The organism is Nocardia asiatica NBRC 100129, from assembly GCF_000308415.1.
Taxonomy (GTDB): domain Bacteria; phylum Actinomycetota; class Actinomycetes; order Mycobacteriales; family Mycobacteriaceae; genus Nocardia; species Nocardia asiatica.
The window spans coordinates 1-16,938 of record NZ_BAFS01000293.1 but is presented as its reverse complement, the minus strand read 5'-3'; the positions used below and the strand labels follow the sequence as shown (position 1 = coordinate 16,938).

Here is a 16,938-nt window from a genome sequence, read left to right as displayed (position 1 = left end):
CAACGATGACCGCAGGCATCGCCTTCCAGCAGGAGGTTTCCCTGCGGAAGCGAATGCCGCTGCGCCACTTCCGGCAGTTGCACGGCCCAGAGGCGAGGCGACTCTTCCACCGGCAGCCCGAACCGTTCGGCGACGACCACACCGATCGCGAGCTACTCGCGATCGGGCTCGGCGCGACGCTGTACGCGCCCGCGACCAGGCCCGACTTGGCGCTGACGATCGGCAGGCGCGCCGCGCACGGTGTGTGCTCGATGGTGATCGACTTGGAGGACGCCGTCGCCGATCACGAGGTGGAGTACGCCAAGCAGCAGACCGTCGCCGCCCTCGATCTGCTGGCGGGCAGCCACGACGCCAATCCGCTGCTGTTCGTCCGGGTGCGCGACGCGGAGACGATCACCGAGCTCATCGAGCAGCTCGGACCGGGCGCCAAGGTGCTCACGGGGTTCGTCTTCCCGAAGTTCGACGGCGTCACCGGACCGGCGTACCTCGACGCGCTGAACGCGGCGGCCCAGCGGGTGCAGCGCCCGCTGTACGGGATGCCGGTGCTGGAGTCGGCGGGGCTGGTGCACCGGGAGACCCGCGATCACGAGCTCACCCAGATCGCGGCGCTGCTGGCCGCGCACCGGGAACGGGTGCTCGCGGTGCGGGTGGGTGCCACCGACATGTGCTCGACCTTCGGCATCCGGCGGGATCGCGACCTGACCATCTACGACGTGCGCGTGGTCGCCGACGTCATCGCCGACATCGTGAACTACCTGGGACGTGCGGACGGGACGGGATTCGTGATCACCGGGCCGGTGTGGGAGTACTTCGCCGACCACGAGCGGATGTTCCGGCCGTTGCTGCGGACCGCTCCGTTCGAGGAGTCCGACGCGGTGCCGTTCCGGCAATACCTGGTCAGCCGGGATCTGGACGGTTTGCTGCGGGAGATCACCCTGGACCGGGCCAACGGCATTCAAGGCAAGACGGTGATCCACCCGTCGCACGTGGCCGCCGTGCACGCGCTGTCGGTGGTCACCCACGAGGAGTATTCCGACGCACTGGACATTCTCCGGGACGATGTCGGCGGCGTGGCGGCCTCCGGCTACCGGAACAAGATGAACGAGATGCGGCCGCATCGCAGCTGGGCGCGACAGACCCTGCTGCGCGCGCGAGTGTTCGGCGTGGCGAACAAGGGAGTGTCGTTCGTGGATCTGCTGACGGCGTTGGTCACGGTATGAGCCGGGCGACCACCGAACTCGGCGACGGCGAAATCTTCTGGGCGACGCGCACTCTCGGCATCGGTCTGCATCGGGATCCGGTGCGCGAACGCGATTCGGAGCGGCTGCGTTCGGCACGACTGCCGATCACGGCACTCGTGCAGCCGGGCGTTCGGCGCAACAATCCGCGCCGGGCGCACCTGCTGGTGTCCACCGTGCTCGGCAAGCACTTGCCGACCGATCCGCGGATCGTGCTCGGGGCCGGCGATCACCTGGGCGACCTGGTGCGCGCGGTGCTCGGGGATCGCGAGGCCGTCGTGCTCGGGTTCGCCGAGACCGCGACGGGGCTCGGCCACTGTGTGGCGGCGCGGATCGGCGCGAGCTGCTATCTCCATTCGACCCGGCGCGCGGTGCCGCACGCGCAGACGCTCGCCGGGTTCGAAGAGGGGCATTCGCATGCCACCTCACACCTGCTGCAACCGGCGCCGGCCGACATCTTCGTCAACGATCTGCCGCTGGTGCTCGTCGACGACGAGATCTCCACCGGCGCCACCGCGATCGATGCGGTACGCGCGCTGCACGCCTTCTCGCCGCGCGCCCACTACGTGCTCGCCTCCCTGGTCGACCTGCGCGACGCGGCCGATCGTGCCGCGTTCGACTCCGCCGCCGCGGAACTCGGGGCACGCATCGACACGGTCTGCCTCGCCACCGGCCGGGCGTCGCTGCCGGAAGGGCTGGTGGAAGCGGTCGGCGCCCTCCCCGAACCACGCCTCAATCCGACTGCTGGACAGAGCGGTTCGTTCCGGCGGGTCGAGCTCCCCTGGCCCGCCGCCGTTCCGGAAGGCGGCAGACACGGCATCCTCGCCTCCGACACCGGCGCGTTCGAGGCGGCGCTGCTGGACGCGGGCCAGGTGCTGACCGCCCGGCTCGCCGCCGATTTCCCCGGCCGGGCCGCCATCGTGCTCGGGCACGAGGAGCTGATGTATCTGCCGCTGCGGTTGGCGGCGCTGCTGGCCGAGTCGGGGACGCCCACGCGCTTCCAGACCACTACGCGTTCGCCCGCCTACGTGCTGGACGAGCCGGGGTATCCGTTGCGGCGTGGGTTCCGGTTCGTCGCACCCGAACCGGGCGATGCCGCGCCGCGCTATCTGTACAACGCGCATTGGCCGGTGGATTCGTTCGACCTGTTCGAGGCCGATCTGGCGGGGCCGAACGGCCTGATCGCCGATCCGGCCGCGGCGGGCGAGGACGCCCTCGAGACGACCGTGGGCGCCGACCCCGTCGCGCACGATCCGGTGCTCGTCGTCGTGGTCGATTCGCCTGCCGACACCGCGGCGTTGACAGCCGAGAACGGGCTGGTCGACGTGCTGACCGCGTCCGGATCGGACGTAGTGCTCGCGGTGCTGCGGGAAGCCGACCCGCGGCGGCTGCACGCTGAACGGGCGTCGTCGTCGGAGGTACTGGAGGGGAGCCGGCCGTGACGAACACCAGCGTGGGCGCGCTACCCACTCCGCTGCACGGCCCGGCATTCGGCTCCTATGCCGCCGACGAGGTGTCCTGGCTGCTGAAGGACCTCTCGCACGTCGATCTCGAGGCCGACGTCGCCGACCGGGAACGCCGGATCCAGGCCGGGAAGGCGCACTACGCCGAGTCGCTGCCGATCGAGTACCAGCCGGACGCGTCGTATCGGTCGCTGTTCGACGAGGTGCTGTCCGCCAGCGCCGAGCGGCTCGCGCTCGCCGTGGCCACCGTGTCGGAACTGGTGGTCGCCGAGCGCGGCGAGGACATCGTCCTGGTGTCGCTGGCGCGCGCGGGCACGCCGGTCGGCATCCTGATGCGCCGCTGGCTGCGCTCGCGGAACCCGAGCCTCGAGGTGCCGCACTACGCGGTGTCGATCGTGCGTGATCGCGGCATCGACGCGGTGGCGCTGGACTATCTGGCTCAGCAGCACGATCCGGCCGCCGTCGTCTTCGTGGACGGTTGGACCGGCAAAGGCGCGATCACCCGCGAGCTGACCGAGGCGCTGGACGCCTATCACGCCGCCGGCGGCGCCCGGTTCGACGACGAACTGGCGGTGCTGGCCGACCCGGGGCACTGCGTGCGCACCTACGGCACCCGCGACGACTTCCTGATCGCCTCGGCGTGCCTCAATTCGACCGTTTCCGGATTGATCTCGCGCACGGTCCTGAACGACACACTGATCGGTCCCGGCGATTTCCACGGCGCCAAGTTCTACCGCGAACTGGCCGGTGCCGACGTGTCCGTGCGTCTGCTGGACACGGTGAGCGGCGCTTTCGACGCGATCCGCGATCAGGTGCCCGCCGAAGTGGCCGCGATCCGCGCGAGCGACCGGACGCCCACCTGGACCGGCTGGGCGTCGGTGGAGCAGGTGCGGGAGCAGTACGGCATCGCCAGCGTGAACTTCGTGAAGCCCGGCGTCGGCGAGACCACCCGGGTGCTGCTGCGGCGAGTGCCCTGGATGGTGCTGGTGCGCGAGGCGGACGCGCCGGAGCACGCGCACATCCGGATGCTCGCCGCGGCCCGGGGTGTCCCGGTCGAAGTCGTCGCGGACCTGGCATATTCGTGTATGGGATTGATCAAGGACGTGCAGCAGTGAACCTATCTCCGAGCGCACACCGAAGACATGCGCTGATCGCGACCGACTTGGACCGGACGATGATCTACTCGCGCAATGCCTTCAGCACCACCGACGACGTGCCGACGGTCTGTGTGGAGCATCTGGACGGGGCGCCGCTGTCGTACATGACCACCACCGCGGCGCTGCGGATGCAGACCCTGACCGAACCCGCCGCTGTCATTCCGACCACCACCCGCACCATCAAACAGTTCGGGCGTATTCGACTACCCGGGGCGCCGTGGCGCTACGCGATCACCAGCAACGGCGGGAACATCCTGGTCGACGGCGTGCCCGATCTCAGCTGGCGCATCGACATCGATGCCGAGGTCCGGGCGGGCGGCGCCACCCTGTCCGAGGTGACCAAGGAACTCCAGACGCGCATCGACGACTCGTGGGTCACCAAGTTCCGCGTGGCCGATCATCTGTTCTGCTACCTGGTGGTGAAGCCCAAGGCCGTCCCCGAGGGGTTCCTCGCCGAATGGGACGAGTGGTGTCGTGCGCGGGGCTGGTCGGCCTCCCAGCAAGGCCGCAAGATCTACGCCATGCCGCTGGCGGTGTGCAAGAGCCGCGCGGTCGCCGAAGTGCGCAAACGCCTCTGGGAAAGCGGGGAGCTGGCCGACGACGCCCGCACGCTCGCCGCGGGCGACGGCGCCCTCGACGCCGAGATGCTCCGCGCGGCCGACTCCGCCATCCGCCCCCGTCACGGCGAACTCGAGCAACTCGACTGGACCTACCCCACCCTCACCATCACCCGAGCCACCGGCATCCTGGCAGGCGAGGAAATCGTCAACTGGTTCCTGGCGGAAGCCCCCATGTCCTCCGATTAGCTCCACGCGGGGACGGACCAGGTCTGCGTACTCACGCGGGTTCGGACTCGAACGTCGACTTGAAGTCCGGGCACTCGACCAAGGGGTCGTGGGTGCAGGTGGCGGCGTGGCGGAGACTGTCGCGCATGCGGACGAGGCGGGCGATGTCGTCGTCGAGTTCGCGAGCTTTCTGCGCCATGCGGGTGCGCAGTTCGGCGTCGGAGGGGGAGGCGCGCAGGAAGCGGGCGATCTCGGCGAGGGTGAAACCGGCGCCGCGGGCGCAGGCGATGAGGGCGAGGCGGCCGAGCACGTCGGGGTGGTAGGTGCGGCGCAGGCCGTTGCGGCCGGTCGCGGCGATGAGCCCGCGCTTCTCGTAGAAACGCAGCGCGGAAGGAGCGAGGTTCGCTTGTTCGGCGACCTCGGCGATGTCGAGCGGGACGTGGGCCATCTCGTCTCCTTGACTTGAACCGCGCTTCAAGTCAGAGACTAGCTCGCATGACAGTTCATCACCTCAATTGCGGCTCGGTACGGCAGATCGAAGCCACCTACGACGGACCAGCGCCCGCCCACGCGGTAAACCACTGCCTGCTGGCAGAGACCGAATCCGACGGTCTGGTGCTGATCGAGACCGGTATCGGGCTGGACGATGTCCGTGACCCGGCGGGCACGCTCGGCGCCGACTGGGTCGCGCTCTCGCAGCCGGTGCTGTCGGAGGACGAGACCGCCATCCGGCAGGTGCGACGCCTCGGCTACGACCCCGAAGACGTGCGGCACATCGTCCTCACCCACCTCGACGTGGATCACTGCGGCGGGCTGCCCGACTTCCCGCACGCGCGGGTGCACGTTCTCGCCGCTGAACTCGCGGCGGCGCAGGCCGAAGCGCCGAGTTTCCGCTACCGCCCCGCACATTGGGCCCACGACCCGCACTGGGTGACCTACCCGTCGGACCCGACCGGGAAGTGGTTCGGCTTCGACGCGATCCAACCGAAGGATCTGCCGGACGACTTCCAGCTGATTCCGCTGGGCGGGCACACCGCGGGCCACACCGGGGTCGCCGTGCGCGACGGCGAACGCTGGCTGCTGCACTGCGGCGACGCCTACTACTACCATCGCGAACTCGACCCGCAGCCGCACCCGCACCCGATCCTGGACATCGTGCAGACCTCCTCGGAGGTCCACCACGACCTGCGGGTGGGCACCCAGGCGCGGTTGCGCGAATTACACCGCGACCACGGTCACGAAGTCACCTTGCTCAGCGCGCACGATCCCTGGGAATTCCAGCGCCTGCGCTGAGCCGCGGGATCAGCGCCGCTGCCAGCACTGCGCCGTGTCGCCGAGATTCCACCACGAGACGTAGTCCGGGTCCTGGTCGAGCAGCGTCCATCCGGCCTCCAGCATGTCGAAGAACGCGCTGTCGGCCGTGCGCCCGCCACGTGGTTCGCCGATGTATACCAGCGACGAACCGCCTGCCTCCCGGTAGGCGGCGAGAGTGGTCGAGGCCATCGGGTTCTCCCAGCCGGGTGGCCAGCAGAGGAACAAGACATCCTCGGCATGGGCGGCGACCAGATCGGCTGTGCGGGAGGGCGGCGTGGCGGTGGGATGCCACGTCGCGGTTTGCCCGGCGGCGGCCGGGAACGCCGTGTTGGCGACCCGATCGGGTGGATGCGAGTCGAAAGCGCTCGTCGGAACGCCGATTCGGGTGAGCTGATGCGCCCAGTAGCCGCGACCGGAACCCACTTCCAGCACCGGCCTGCCCTGCGCGGCGTCCGCCACCCAGCGCAGCGTCGCAGGAGAGGGAATCGCGTAGGCGTATGCCGCCTGCAGCACGATCTGCGCGTAGGCCAGCCGCGCACTGCCTTTCGGGTTTCCGCCGTTCACCTCCGGGCGGTTGGCCCGCTCTCGCGGGCCTGGCGAGACCGCGGCGGCGACGATGTCCCAGTAGGGATTCGTGCTGGCGCCGCCGGTCAAGTAGTGCAGCAGGTGCAGGTCGAACGTGGCGTCGGCGATGTCGTCTCCGGTGCCGGGCAACCGGCACGCGGTGGACCAGTAGTCGGCCACTCGCGGATACGCTTTCGCGAAGGTGGATTCGTCCTCGACCAGGTTCGTCAGCGCCGTGCGACGCTGCGGCGAGAGCGCCAAGTCAGCCATGACCCGATTCTGCGCCGCCCGTGGACCGGCTTCGGCGCACATCGAGACGAGTTCACCGTTCCGTCGCGAATCCTTTGCTGTCCGTATGCGATTCGCCCGTCGGCCCGATTTACCCTGACGCGGTTTGCCCGGTTCCCGAGCCGTCGCGCGGCGACACCGGTCCGCCGCGATCCCCCGCGACTCAGTACTGCTGCTGCCCGGCCAACTGCTGTGCGATGAGCCCCTGCAGTCGTTGCAGGCCGCCCACGGTGATGCCGCTCTGGATCTGTCCCTCGATGGTGCGCACCAGCGCCGAATCGCTGAGCACCTTCTCGCTGGACTGGATCAGCACCGTTCCAGCACCGGTGAAGTCGAACTGCCGCTCCTCACCGGAGTTGACGCCGAGGCGCGCCGCACCGGCGGCCAGGAAATCGGTGACCCAGCGCTGGTCGTAGTGGTGACTGGGGGAGGGGCAATCCGCCCAGCCGACCAGCGATTCCGGGTCGACCCGCAGCGGTGGCTCGGCGAACATGACCGGCCCGTTGGACGAGGCGAGGAACTTGCCGGTGCCGATCAAGGTGAGGAACCCGGGCACGATGGACTGGTTGAGCGACAGGCCCGGCTCGAAGGCCAGCAGGTTCGCCGCCCGGATGGTCAGGTTGCCGTTGTCCTCGAGGTCGTAGGAATTGATGTCGTAGCCGCGATCGCCGATGATCAGCTTGCCGTGGCCCTCCGCGACGACATAATCGCCGGTGAACAGCGGCGCCGAGAACTGCTGCGACACCATGTGCAGCAGCCCGCCGTGCAACCCGTGGGTCAGCGTCTGGAACCGCATGTCGCCGTAGTAGGCGATCATCGCCCCCTTGCGCATGAACCACGGCTTGTTCAAGTCGATGCAGTACGCGTAGCTGTTTCCCGGGATGTTGTCGCTCTCGCCGAGATTCATGGGATTCAGGATCTGGGACATGCTCACAACTTCTCTTCGGAGGCCTGCACGTAGACGACACCCTGCCCGACGCAATGCAACTGCATGGCCTCGCCTGCGCCGCGGCCGACGGCATCCCGCCAGCTCATCGCCGTTTTGAGCTCGGTCTGCACATTGCCGTAGGCGGCGACGAACGCCTGTGGATCGACCACGACCGGATTGGGCCCGCCCACCTGGAGTTCCAGGAACCCGCCGTGCGCGAGCAGCACCGCGGCGCCCTGCCCGGACAACTGGGTGGTGAACATGCCCTGCCCGGTCAACGCGCCCGAGGCGGCGCCGCGCAGCGCGCCCATCAGGCCTCCGCCGCCACCGCCTCCGCCGCCCGAACTCATCACCGAGACCACCGAACTCTGCAATCCGGCGGTATTGGCCAGCAGTCGCGAGGCCTCCACCCGCAGCGCCGCGCCCGGCTGCATGTGCACCACGTGGACCTCCAGGCCGGCGAACCCGTAGTGCACCTCGCCGTTGCCCTGCGCCAGCATGGTGCGCTCGTGCTCGCCCGCCATCGCCCGGCCGGCGATGCCCATCAGCCCGCCCATGCCGCCCATCCCTTGCGCCCCCGGAATCTGATGGGGCGCAAAGGAAACGTCGCCGGTGTAGAACAGCATCGCACCGTTGCGGGCGACCACTCCGCCCGCCATTCCGACGTCGACCTTGACGACTTTGCCGTTGACCTTCTCGAACACCGCTCGCCCCTACCGTTCCGCCGGTTGGATCAACACCACGCCTTGGCCGTCCCAGCGCAGCGAGAACGCCTCGCCCGCGTCCTGGCCGACGAAACTGCGCCACGACACGTCGGAGACGAAGGACTGGTTGAGGTTGCCGCGCGCCGCGACGAACGCGTCCGGATCCACGATCAACGGGTACTGCGGGGAGACCTCCAGGTGGATGAGCGGACCGCCCGCCGAGAGCAGCGCGACCTGACCCTGACCGGAGACGGTCGTGGTGAACAGGCCCTGCCCGCTGGACGCGCCGCGCAACCCGGCGAAACGCACGTCGGTGCGCAGGTTTCCGGCGAACGCGAGCAGTTGTTGCGACTCGACCTGCAGCGTCTCGTTGTTCAGGTTCACGACGGTGACGTGCTGGCCGCTGACCGCGAAGAACACCCGGCCGTGCCCGGCGCACTCCATCAGCGACAGTTTCTCGCCGGTGGCCCGCCGCTTCAGCCCGGCGAGCACCCCGTCGCCGCCGCCGAAACCGGCCGATTTGAACTGCACATTGCCTTCGTAGGCGATCATCGAGCCGGAGATCGCGCGAAGGCTGGTGCCGGCCAGATGGGCCTCGATCACCTTCTTCGACTGCTCGAACAGTTGCGCCATGGAATTTGCCTGCTGTCTCGTTCGGGAACGCGGTGAGATCGCCGCGCGCCATCTGCGTGCCGTCACCCTAACCGATGCTCGCGCGGGTGTCGGAGCAGCGCGTCCGTTCAGTCCGAGCGGCGCGGAGCGCGTTTCTCGTAGAGTGTCAGGCGAACGCACCGACAAGCGAAGGGTCGAACTTGTCCGCAACACTCGCCAAGGGCCAGAACGGTCCGCTGGCCACCAACGACGTGGTGATTTCCGTCCAGCTCTCGGCGCCGGCGGATCTGTCGGCACTACTGGTCACCGAGCGGGGCAAGGTCCGTTCCGATGCCGACTTCGTCTTCTTCAACCAGCCCAGCGGCCCCGGCGTGAATCTGCAGCCGGCACCGGCCGGTCAGCCCGCGTCGCTGGCGGTGTCGCTGAACGGGGTGCCCGCCGACATCGACCAGATCCGGGCGGTGATCACGCTGGACGACGCGAACAGCAATTTCGGCAGGTTCCCCGCGCCGGTCGCGATCGTGTCGGACGCTGCCGGTAATCAGTTGTACGAGTACCGGATCGAAGGGCTGAACACCGAATCGATCGTGATCGCGCTCGAGCTCTACCGCCGCCAGGGCGCGTGGAAGGTGCGTGCGGTCGGACAGGGCTACGCGGGCGGTTTCGCCGCGCTGGTCACCGACCACGGCGTCTCGGTCGACGACGCGCCCGCCCAGGCTCCGCAGCCCGCGCAGGCTCCGCCACCGCCGCCGCAGCAGCCGGTTCAGCAGCAGCCGCCGAACTACCCGCCGCCGACCACTCCGGCGTACCCGACCCAGCAGCAGGCGCCGCAATACGCGCCGACCGGCGGCTACCCGCCGCCCGGCCCCGGTTACCCGCCGCAGGGGGCTCCCGGTCAACCGCCGCAGGGTGGCCCGGGGTACCCGCCGCCCGGCCAGGGTTACCCGCCGCCGCCCGGGCCCGATGCCGGTTACCCGCCGCCCGGTCAGCCCGCGCCGCAGCAGCCGCAGCAGCCGGCCGAGGTCAGCCTGACCAAGGACCGCCCGGTCAGCCTGGTCAAGGGCCAGCGGGTCACGCTCCGCAAGGAAGGCGCCGCGCTGACCTTCGTCAAGATGGGCCTCGGCTGGGATCCGGTGCGCAGCCGAGGCATGTTCGGCAACCGCACGGTCGACATCGACCTCGACGCGTCGGTCATCATGTTCGCCGACATGAATCCGGTCGACGTCGCCTACTACGGCCAGCTGACCTCGAAGGACGGCTCGATCCGCCACCAGGGTGACAACCTCACCGGCGAGGGCGCGGGCGACGACGAGATGATCCTGGTCGACCTGACCCGCATCCCCGCCCACATCACCACGCTGGTGTTCATCGTGACCTCCTACAAGGGCCACACCTTCGAGCAGGTGCAGAACGCGTTCTGCCGCTTGGTGGACGGGACGAACAACGGCGAGCTGGCCAGGTACACCCTCGCCGGTGGCATGCCGTTCACCGCGATGGCGATGTCCAAGCTGTACCGGGTGGGCGGCGACTGGAAATTGCAGGCGCTCGGCGAGGGCTTCCAAGCCAAACATCCGGGTGAGGCGGTGCCGCAACTCGGCCGGTTCCTCGTCAACGGCTGACCGGCGGCGCGACAACAGGGCAGACATCGTGATTCAACTGCAGGCCGGTCAGAACATCCCGCTGACCGGCGAGGTCGTTCGTTTCAGTGCGAAAGCCGAGGCTGCCCTCGATGTTTCCGCGCTGGTGGTCGCCGAGAACCTGAAGGTGTTCTCCAGCGACGATTTCGTCTTCTACAACCAGCCCGACACCGCGGGGGTGGTCTTGGCCGCCGACGGGGTCAAGGTCACGCTCGCCGAGGTGCGCGCCGACGCGAAGGCTGTGTTCCTGGTGGTCAGCGCCGACCCGGCCGCCCCCGCGCGGGCCGACGGGCTGGGGCCGGTCATCGCGACGATGTCCGAGAACGACAATGCGATCGCCGAATTCGCGATCACCCCGTCGTCCGGCGAGACGGCGCTGATCTGTCTCGAGGTCTACCGGCGCGGCCCGGCCTGGAAGCTGCGCGCCGTCGGCCAGGGCTACGCGGGCGGGCTCGCCGTACTGCTCACGGCGCACGGCGTCGAGGTGGACGGTGCGTCCCCGGAGCAGGAGCACGACGACCGGCCCGGTGCGCACACCATGGCGGGTCCGCTGGCGGGTGACGCGCAGATCGCGACCGCTGGTGCGCCGCTGGAGGTCGGGCACGGCCTGGAACGGCTGTGGATGGTGTTCGAGGACGCGGCGCGGTCGGCCGCCGCGCTGGTGTCGGCGCGTGAGTACGCGGCCAAGCGGCTGGACAACGAGCTGTCGCAGGCCGTCTCCGATCCCGCGACCAGGAATACACCGGCAGCCGAGAAGGCCCGTAGTGCCGCGCAGCAACGGCACGACGAGCTGATCGGCACCGCCGAGCGCAACCACCAGCGCGACGCCGAACAGTTGATGCGCGAACTCGCGGAGGCCGACCAGGTACTGCCGCCCGCCTTGGCCTCCTGGGACTCACCCGCGTGGGACAAGCCGCCCGCGCCCAGCGACGGCATCCGGCTCGGCGAGCTGTACGCGCTGGACCGAGGTCCGCTGCGCATTCCGTATTGCGTTCCCGTTCCGCTGAATCGGCCGCTGTGGATCGATGCCGAATCGACCCGTGCGGTCGCGCCCGTCGTGGGCGCGCTGCTGGCCCGGTTGCTCGCCACGGCGCCGCAACGCCGGACGCTGGTCGACATCATCGACCTGACCGACGCGTTCAGCGGCTTCACCGGCCTGCTCGCTCCCGTGCTGAACGGCCCGCCGATCACCGACCACGCCGACATTTCCGCGCGGCTGCAAACGTTGGTGGACGCGGCCGAGCTGGCCGAATTGGCGTACACCAGCGGGGCGTTCACCCCGCCCAGCGAGCATCGGGTGCTGTTGGCGGCGGATTTCCCGCACGGCTACCAGACCTCGGACGCGCAGCGGATCGGCGCGTTGATCACGCGCGGGGAGTTGATCGGACTCTCCATCGTGATCGTGGGCGCGAACGAATCCGATTCGGCCGACACCACCGTGGCGATGCTGTCGCAGTCGTGCCGCCACCTGCCGACCATCGGCGGCACCCCGCTGTTCGATCCGTGGACCGGCAGCGCATGGGAACTCGATCTGGACCTGCTCCCGCAGGAGCCGGAACGCCAGGCGCGCTTCCTGCGCACCAAGTGAGGGCCTGAACCTCGGGCAGCGGCCGGTCAGCCGCGTGCGACCGCCACGCGCGGCCGCAGCGGCTCCGGCAGCCAGGCCAGCAGGGGATCGGGCATGCGGTCGACGATCCCGCCCGCGGGGTCGTCGACGAAGTCGCGGCGCACCAGGTCCTCCTCCGGGCGGTAGATCTGGCGCACGATCAGGGCGCACAGCCCGACCACCGCCAGGTCACGCAGCGCGACGGTGCCGGTGAACCACTCCTCGGGCAGGCCTTTGCGGTCCAAGCCGAGGTAGTAGAACATCCGCGGCACCCAGACCAGCGCATCGATGGTCATCCAGGCCAGCAGGATCCGCCGGTGCGGCAGCGCCAGCACGGCGAGCGGAACCAGCCACAGCGAATACTGCGGACTCCACACTTTGTTCGTCAGCAGGAACGCCGCCACCACGAGGAAGCACAGTTGCGCCAGCCGCGGCCGCCGCGGCGCGGTGAGGCCGATGTAGGCGATCACCGCGCAGGCCACGACGAACGCCAGCAGTGAGACGGCGTTCAAGATGGCGGGCTGCTGCCCGTGCGCGAGTTCCCCGTCGAAGCCGGGCCAGCCGGTGAACGAGGTGATCACGTTGTAGATCGAGTCCGGGTCGGCATGCCGGGTGGTATTGAGCCGGAAGAACTCTCGCCAGCCGTTCGGATACAGCGCGGCGATCGGCAGGTTCACCGCCAGCCAGGTCGCCAGCGCCGCGCACACCGTGACGAACGCGGCGCCGAGCGGGCGGGCGGCGAGGAATTGGATGCGGTAGGGCGTCTCGCGCACCCACGCCAGGAAGGTCGGCCAGCCGTCGATGTCGCGCATCCGCAAGCCGAGATGCGTGCGCGGCGTGCGCTGCAAAGTCTCGGTCCGCAGGCACAGCACGACGATGGGACCGAGCAGCAGCAGCGGATACAGCTTGGCCGCGCCGCCCAGACCGAGCAGGATGCCCGCGAGCACTGGTCTGCGCCGGGCCCAGGCGAGCAAGCCGGTGGCTGCGAAGGCTGTCGCCAGCGCGTCGAAATTCGTGAACGCGTGCACGATCACCAGCGGCGAACAGGCGATCAGCGCCGCGTCCCAGATCCGGCGGCCGGCCAGCAGCGCCGACGCCCACACCGTGGTCAGCCAGGCCAAGGCGAGACCGAACGCGACCACGTTGAAGTAGATCACCACTTGCAGCGCGCCCGGCAGCGGCGAAGCGTCCCAGCTCTTGGCGATCCGCATCGCTAGGTACTGATAAAGACCCGAGAGCACGGGATACTCCATGTATCGCGTCTCCCGGCCACCGTCGGGGGTCTGCTCGGTCCACTGCTTCTTGTACGGGAAGGCGCCTTCGTTCAGCCGTTCCGCGCCGTAGAGCGGCACAGTGTCCGAATAGCACATGGCCACGTACTGGCGGCCGTTGTTCCAGTCGAGAGTAGGACCGTCCGCGCCGTCGGTCTGCTGGATGCACCCCGCCTTACCGAACCAGCCCAGCGCCAGGAACACCACGGTGAACGCCAGCAGCACCCGCATGGGCGTCCAGAACCGCACCCGCCCGATCAAGGCGTGATCCCCGACCGGCCCCCCGATCACCGTGGACAGCTGCGCGGTGAGCGAATCGTTGCGACTCGGCCGGTCTCGCGCATCCGCAGAGCGGAGATCCGACGCGATCGGGGCGGGCGCGGCGTAGTACGCCCCACCGGGCCCCATCTGATCCGACAGCGGCGCCCTCCCGCTCCGACGTAGCTCCACCAGCTGCTGATCGGTCACGGAACCCGAGGCTACCTTGGGAGCGCCCTCCGGTTGGGGTCGACTCGTTGCGTGCCCCACGGCGATCGCCCCCACGCGCAGCGCAACCATTATTCTCCTTTGCCAAGTTTTCGATCACTGTTAAAGTTGGTAGCGATCGGCGCGCATGGAGGACGCGTCGGTTCCGAAGGTGGGGTGGAAATGTTCAGGAAGTTGCTTGTCTCGACAATTGTCGCCAGTGCTGCGTTGGTCGGATTCGCGGGTAACGCGAGTGCGGGACACCCGTCCTACGCGGCGTGCCTCGGCGGTAAAGGGGTAGCCGACAAGTGCGTCCAGATATCGGACGGTACCTGGGTCGTGCTGCGGGGATACTGGAAGTTCACTGACTGCTTGAGTGACAAGGGGGTTTTCGAGGACTGCTATCAGGATCCGAACGGCTTCTGGTACAAGACGCCTAATCGGTAATTCTGGTGGATTTTCAGCGGATCTCGCAAGCAGATCGCAGAATGCTCCTTCAAGGGTAGTCGTGGAGTTGTTGTAACTCCTGCGGATCGACTGCTAATGAATGATCGGTGTTGAAACGAAATCGGGCCGGCCACTTTGTGGCCGGCCCGATTTCCTATGACGACTATCTGCCGCGGGTCGGCGGCGCGCTGTCTTCCTGGCTGGAGCTGTCATCGCGTTGGTTGCCGGAGCGAGGTGCACCGGTAGCTGTCGGCGATGCGCCATCGGTCGGCGCGACCGGCTGGCCGGGCAGCGGACCGGAGTCCTGCTCACGCTGCTGCTGCGGGCGTTGCTGCTGTGGAGCAGGTTGAACGCCAGGGACCGGGATCGTGATGCCGGGCAGGATCTCCACCTGAGTCGGCGCGACTACCACCGGAGGCAAAAGCGGGGAATCGACAGTAGACGGCGGAGTGTAGGGCGCCGACCATTCCGGTACACCTGCCTGCCCCTTGATGGGGGCAGGCTTCGGGAAAGTCTCGTTCGGGGTGCCCTTCAGAGCACCGTCCATGGTGGCCTTCCAGATGTCCGACGGCAGACCTGACCCGTAGATCATGCCGCCGCTGGCGTTGCGCAGCGGATCTCCCTGCTCCGTGCCTACCCAGACCGCGGTCGACAACGAGGGGGTGTAACCGACCATCCAGGCGTCTCGGTTCTCGCCGGTGTCCCCGAGCTGAGCGGTGCCGGTCTTCGCGGCGGAATCGCGGCCGCCGGCCAATCCATGGTTGCGTGAATAGGCGGCGATAGGCCGCATGGCGGCGGTCACGTTGTCGGCTACAGCGGCAGAGACGCGCTGTTCCCCGGCAACCTCGCCCCGGTCGAGCAGAACCTGACCGTCGGCGGTCACCACCTTCGACACGAAATGCGGCGCGTGGTAGACACCGGAAGCCGCCAGGGTTGCGTAGGTAGACGCCATGTCGAGCGGCCGGGCCTGGTATTGGCCGAGCACGATGCCGTTATTCGGGCCGGAGCCGTCCGACTCGGTGAGCGTCTTGCCAACCCCTGGGATGGTGTCGGGGATGCCCAGCTTGTGCGCCATGTCGGCGATCTTGCGCGGGCCGTTCTGCATGTCCAGCTGCATCCGGTAGAAGCTGGTGTTCAGCGAGCGTTTCAGGGCCTCGGCGATGGTGCACATCCCGCACTGTTCGCCCTCGACATTGGTGATCTTGATGCCGTTGACCGTGATCGGCGAGCTGTCGTACATCTGCGAGAGCGGGATGCCCTGTTCCAGGTTCGCCGCTAGGCCGATGACCTTGAACGAGGACCCGGTCTGCAAGCCGGCGTTGGCGAAGTCATAACCCTGACCGTCGTTGCCGCCGTAGTAGGCGCGTACCGCGCCGGTACGGGGATCGACGGAGACCACAGCGGTGCGCAGGTTCGCCGGCTCGCCGTCCATGTTCTTGTTCACCGCGTCGACGGCCGCCTGCTGCGCCTTCGGGTCGATCGTGGTGGTGATCTGCAGGCCGGAGGTGTTCAGCTGCTGCTCGCTGATGCCCGCCGCGGCGAGTTCCTTGAGCACCTGCGTCTTGACCAGGCCTTCGGGACCGGAGTCCTGCTCCTTGTCCCGGGTCGAGGCGAGGGGGACGACCGTGGGGTATTGCAGACCCTGGCGCTCGGCCGCGTTCAGGCTGCCCGCGGAGACCATGCCGTCGAGCACGTAGTTCCAGCGTGTCTTCGCGCCTTCCGGATTCTTCTCCGGGTCCAGGCTGGAGGGCAGCTGGATGGTGGCGGCGAGCACCGCGCCCTCGGCCACGGTGAGTTCCTGCACCGGCTTGCCGAAGTAAGCCTTGGCCGCCGCGTCGATGCCGTAGGCGCCGCGACCGAAGTAGATGGTGTTGAGGTACGCGGCGAGGATCTCGTCCTTGCTCCACTGCCGTGCCATCTTCGCCGAGATGACCAGCTCGTGCATCTTGCGGGTCAGCGAGCGTTCGTCACCCACCAGCGCGTTCTTCACGTATTGCTGGGTGATCGTCGAGCCACCGCCCGCGCTCTCCTTGCCGAGGATGTTGTCCCTGGCCGCGCGCGCGAAGCCGGAGATCGAGAAGCCGGGGTTCGTGTAGAAGTCCCGGTCCTCGGCCGCCATCACCGCGTTGCGCACATGCGGCGGGATCTGCTCGATGGTGACGTCGGTCCGGTTGCCCTCCGGCGGCACCACCTTGCTGAGCACCGTGGTGCCGTCGGAGGCCAGGATGGTCGCGACCTGGTTGGTCTTCAGGTCGCCCGGCTGCGGCACCGACACCGTGGTGTACGCGGCCAGGAAGATGCCGCTGGGCACCAGGATGGCCAGCGCGACCAGGACGTAGATGGTGCGGCGCACGATCCGCCACGGAGATTTCTTCCGCTGTGCGGGCCTGCGGCGGCCGGGCCCGTCGGGGCCGTCGCCGTTGCCCCCGCCACGGCGCGGCGGCGGGCCGGACGGCGGG

The 16,938-nt window shown here is 68.7% G+C and carries 14 protein-coding genes; 7 read left to right on the top strand and 7 right to left on the bottom strand.

All coding sequences use genetic code 11. From position 1 onward, the window contains the following. Window positions 1-5 precede the first annotated feature (5 nt). The 4 genes from ON27_RS28555 to ON27_RS28540 are packed head-to-tail and all read left to right on the top strand — an operon-like array spanning window position 6 to window position 4,664. Window positions 6-1,220, top strand: a complete 1,215-nt coding sequence (locus ON27_RS28555) for an HpcH/HpaI aldolase/citrate lyase family protein (RefSeq protein WP_083887851.1) — start codon at window positions 6-8, stop codon at window positions 1,218-1,220. Then, window positions 1,217-2,680, top strand: a complete 1,464-nt coding sequence (locus ON27_RS28550; protein WP_051047069.1) for a phosphoribosyltransferase domain-containing protein — start codon at window positions 1,217-1,219, stop codon at window positions 2,678-2,680. Before ON27_RS28555 ends, ON27_RS28550 begins: the two co-directional genes overlap by 4 nt. Next, window positions 2,677-3,816, top strand: a complete 1,140-nt coding sequence (locus ON27_RS28545; protein ID WP_245560244.1) for a cysteine protease StiP family protein — start codon at window positions 2,677-2,679, stop codon at window positions 3,814-3,816. The genes ON27_RS28550 and ON27_RS28545 overlap by 4 nt, the downstream gene beginning before the upstream one ends. 59 nt (window positions 3,817-3,875) lie before the next feature. Continuing rightward, window positions 3,876-4,664 (top strand): HAD family hydrolase, encoded by a 789-nt coding sequence (locus ON27_RS28540; protein ID WP_051047068.1) that lies wholly within the window; start codon window positions 3,876-3,878, stop codon window positions 4,662-4,664. A gap of 31 nt (window positions 4,665-4,695) precedes the next feature. Here ON27_RS28540 and ON27_RS28535 read toward each other — a convergent pair whose 3' ends face one another. Further along, window positions 4,696-5,091, bottom strand: coding sequence for a MerR family transcriptional regulator (locus tag ON27_RS28535; RefSeq protein WP_043734334.1), 396 nt, complete (start codon window positions 5,089-5,091; stop codon window positions 4,696-4,698). A gap of 47 nt (window positions 5,092-5,138) precedes the next feature. Between ON27_RS28535 and ON27_RS28530 the strand changes: the two genes are divergently transcribed. Then, entirely contained in the window at window positions 5,139-5,936 is a 798-nt protein-coding gene (locus ON27_RS28530; RefSeq protein WP_043734332.1) for an MBL fold metallo-hydrolase, read from the top strand. 9 nt (window positions 5,937-5,945) lie between these two features. Here the strand turns inward: ON27_RS28530 and ON27_RS28525 are convergent, their stop codons facing one another. The 4 genes from ON27_RS28525 to ON27_RS28510 all read right to left on the bottom strand — a co-directional run bounded on the left by ON27_RS28525 (window position 5,946) and on the right by ON27_RS28510 (window position 9,074). Further along, window positions 5,946-6,791: a hypothetical protein gene (locus tag ON27_RS28525; protein WP_043734371.1), complete on the bottom strand. Its 846-nt coding sequence runs from the start codon at window positions 6,789-6,791 to the stop codon at window positions 5,946-5,948. 181 nt (window positions 6,792-6,972) lie between these two features. After that, entirely contained in the window at window positions 6,973-7,737 is a 765-nt protein-coding gene (locus ON27_RS28520) for an AIM24 family protein (protein ID WP_043734331.1), read from the bottom strand. Window positions 7,738-7,739: 2 nt separating this feature from the next. Beyond that, window positions 7,740-8,441 (bottom strand): AIM24 family protein, encoded by a 702-nt coding sequence (locus tag ON27_RS28515; protein WP_043734330.1) that lies wholly within the window; start codon window positions 8,439-8,441, stop codon window positions 7,740-7,742. A 9-nt stretch (window positions 8,442-8,450) separates the two neighbouring features. Beyond that, window positions 8,451-9,074, bottom strand: coding sequence for an AIM24 family protein (locus ON27_RS28510; protein WP_043734329.1), 624 nt, complete (start codon window positions 9,072-9,074; stop codon window positions 8,451-8,453). Window positions 9,075-9,253: 179 nt separating this feature from the next. Here ON27_RS28510 and ON27_RS28505 point away from each other — a divergent pair, with 179 nt between their 5' ends. After that, the gene (locus ON27_RS28505; RefSeq protein ID WP_043734328.1) at window positions 9,254-10,672 is read left to right on the top strand and encodes a TerD family protein; all 1,419 of its coding nucleotides are present in this window, start codon (window positions 9,254-9,256) and stop codon (window positions 10,670-10,672) included. A gap of 28 nt (window positions 10,673-10,700) precedes the next feature. Continuing rightward, window positions 10,701-12,278 carry a TerD family protein gene (locus tag ON27_RS28500; protein WP_051047067.1) on the top strand — a complete coding sequence of 526 codons (1,578 nt, stop codon included), beginning with the start codon at window positions 10,701-10,703 and terminating at the stop codon, window positions 12,276-12,278. 26 nt (window positions 12,279-12,304) lie between these two features. On the opposite strand, the gene ON27_RS28495 is transcribed toward ON27_RS28500, so the two are convergent. Together ON27_RS28495 and ON27_RS28485 are read right to left on the bottom strand one after the other, a co-directional pair. After that, a complete protein-coding gene (locus ON27_RS28495; protein ID WP_043734327.1) occupies window positions 12,305-13,975 on the bottom strand; it encodes a glycosyltransferase family 87 protein in 1,671 nt (556 codons plus the stop codon). A gap of 667 nt (window positions 13,976-14,642) precedes the next feature. Then, the coding region (locus ON27_RS28485) for a transglycosylase domain-containing protein (RefSeq protein ID WP_043734323.1) at window positions 14,643-16,938 on the bottom strand (2,296 nt) is incomplete at its 5' end.

What these genes read in the sequence shown, in the direction of transcription:
- ON27_RS28555 (WP_083887851.1), top strand. Translation starts at nt 6, where the DNA reads ATGACCGCAGGCATCGCCTTCCAGCAGGAGGTTTCCCTGCGGAAGCGA.
- ON27_RS28550 (WP_051047069.1), top strand. Translation starts at nt 1,217, where the DNA reads ATGAGCCGGGCGACCACCGAACTCGGCGACGGCGAAATCTTCTGGGCG.
- ON27_RS28540 (WP_051047068.1), top strand. Translation starts at nt 3,876, where the DNA reads ATGATCTACTCGCGCAATGCCTTCAGCACCACCGACGACGTGCCGACG.
- ON27_RS28535 (WP_043734334.1), bottom strand. Translation starts at nt 5,091, where the DNA reads ATGGCCCACGTCCCGCTCGACATCGCCGAGGTCGCCGAACAAGCGAAC.
- ON27_RS28530 (WP_043734332.1), top strand. Translation starts at nt 5,139, where the DNA reads ATGACAGTTCATCACCTCAATTGCGGCTCGGTACGGCAGATCGAAGCC.
- ON27_RS28525 (WP_043734371.1), bottom strand. Translation starts at nt 6,791, where the DNA reads ATGGCTGACTTGGCGCTCTCGCCGCAGCGTCGCACGGCGCTGACGAAC.
- ON27_RS28520 (WP_043734331.1), bottom strand. Translation starts at nt 7,737, where the DNA reads ATGTCCCAGATCCTGAATCCCATGAATCTCGGCGAGAGCGACAACATC.
- ON27_RS28510 (WP_043734329.1), bottom strand. Translation starts at nt 9,074, where the DNA reads ATGGCGCAACTGTTCGAGCAGTCGAAGAAGGTGATCGAGGCCCATCTG.
- ON27_RS28495 (WP_043734327.1), bottom strand. Translation starts at nt 13,975, where the DNA reads ATGGGGCCCGGTGGGGCGTACTACGCCGCGCCCGCCCCGATCGCGTCG.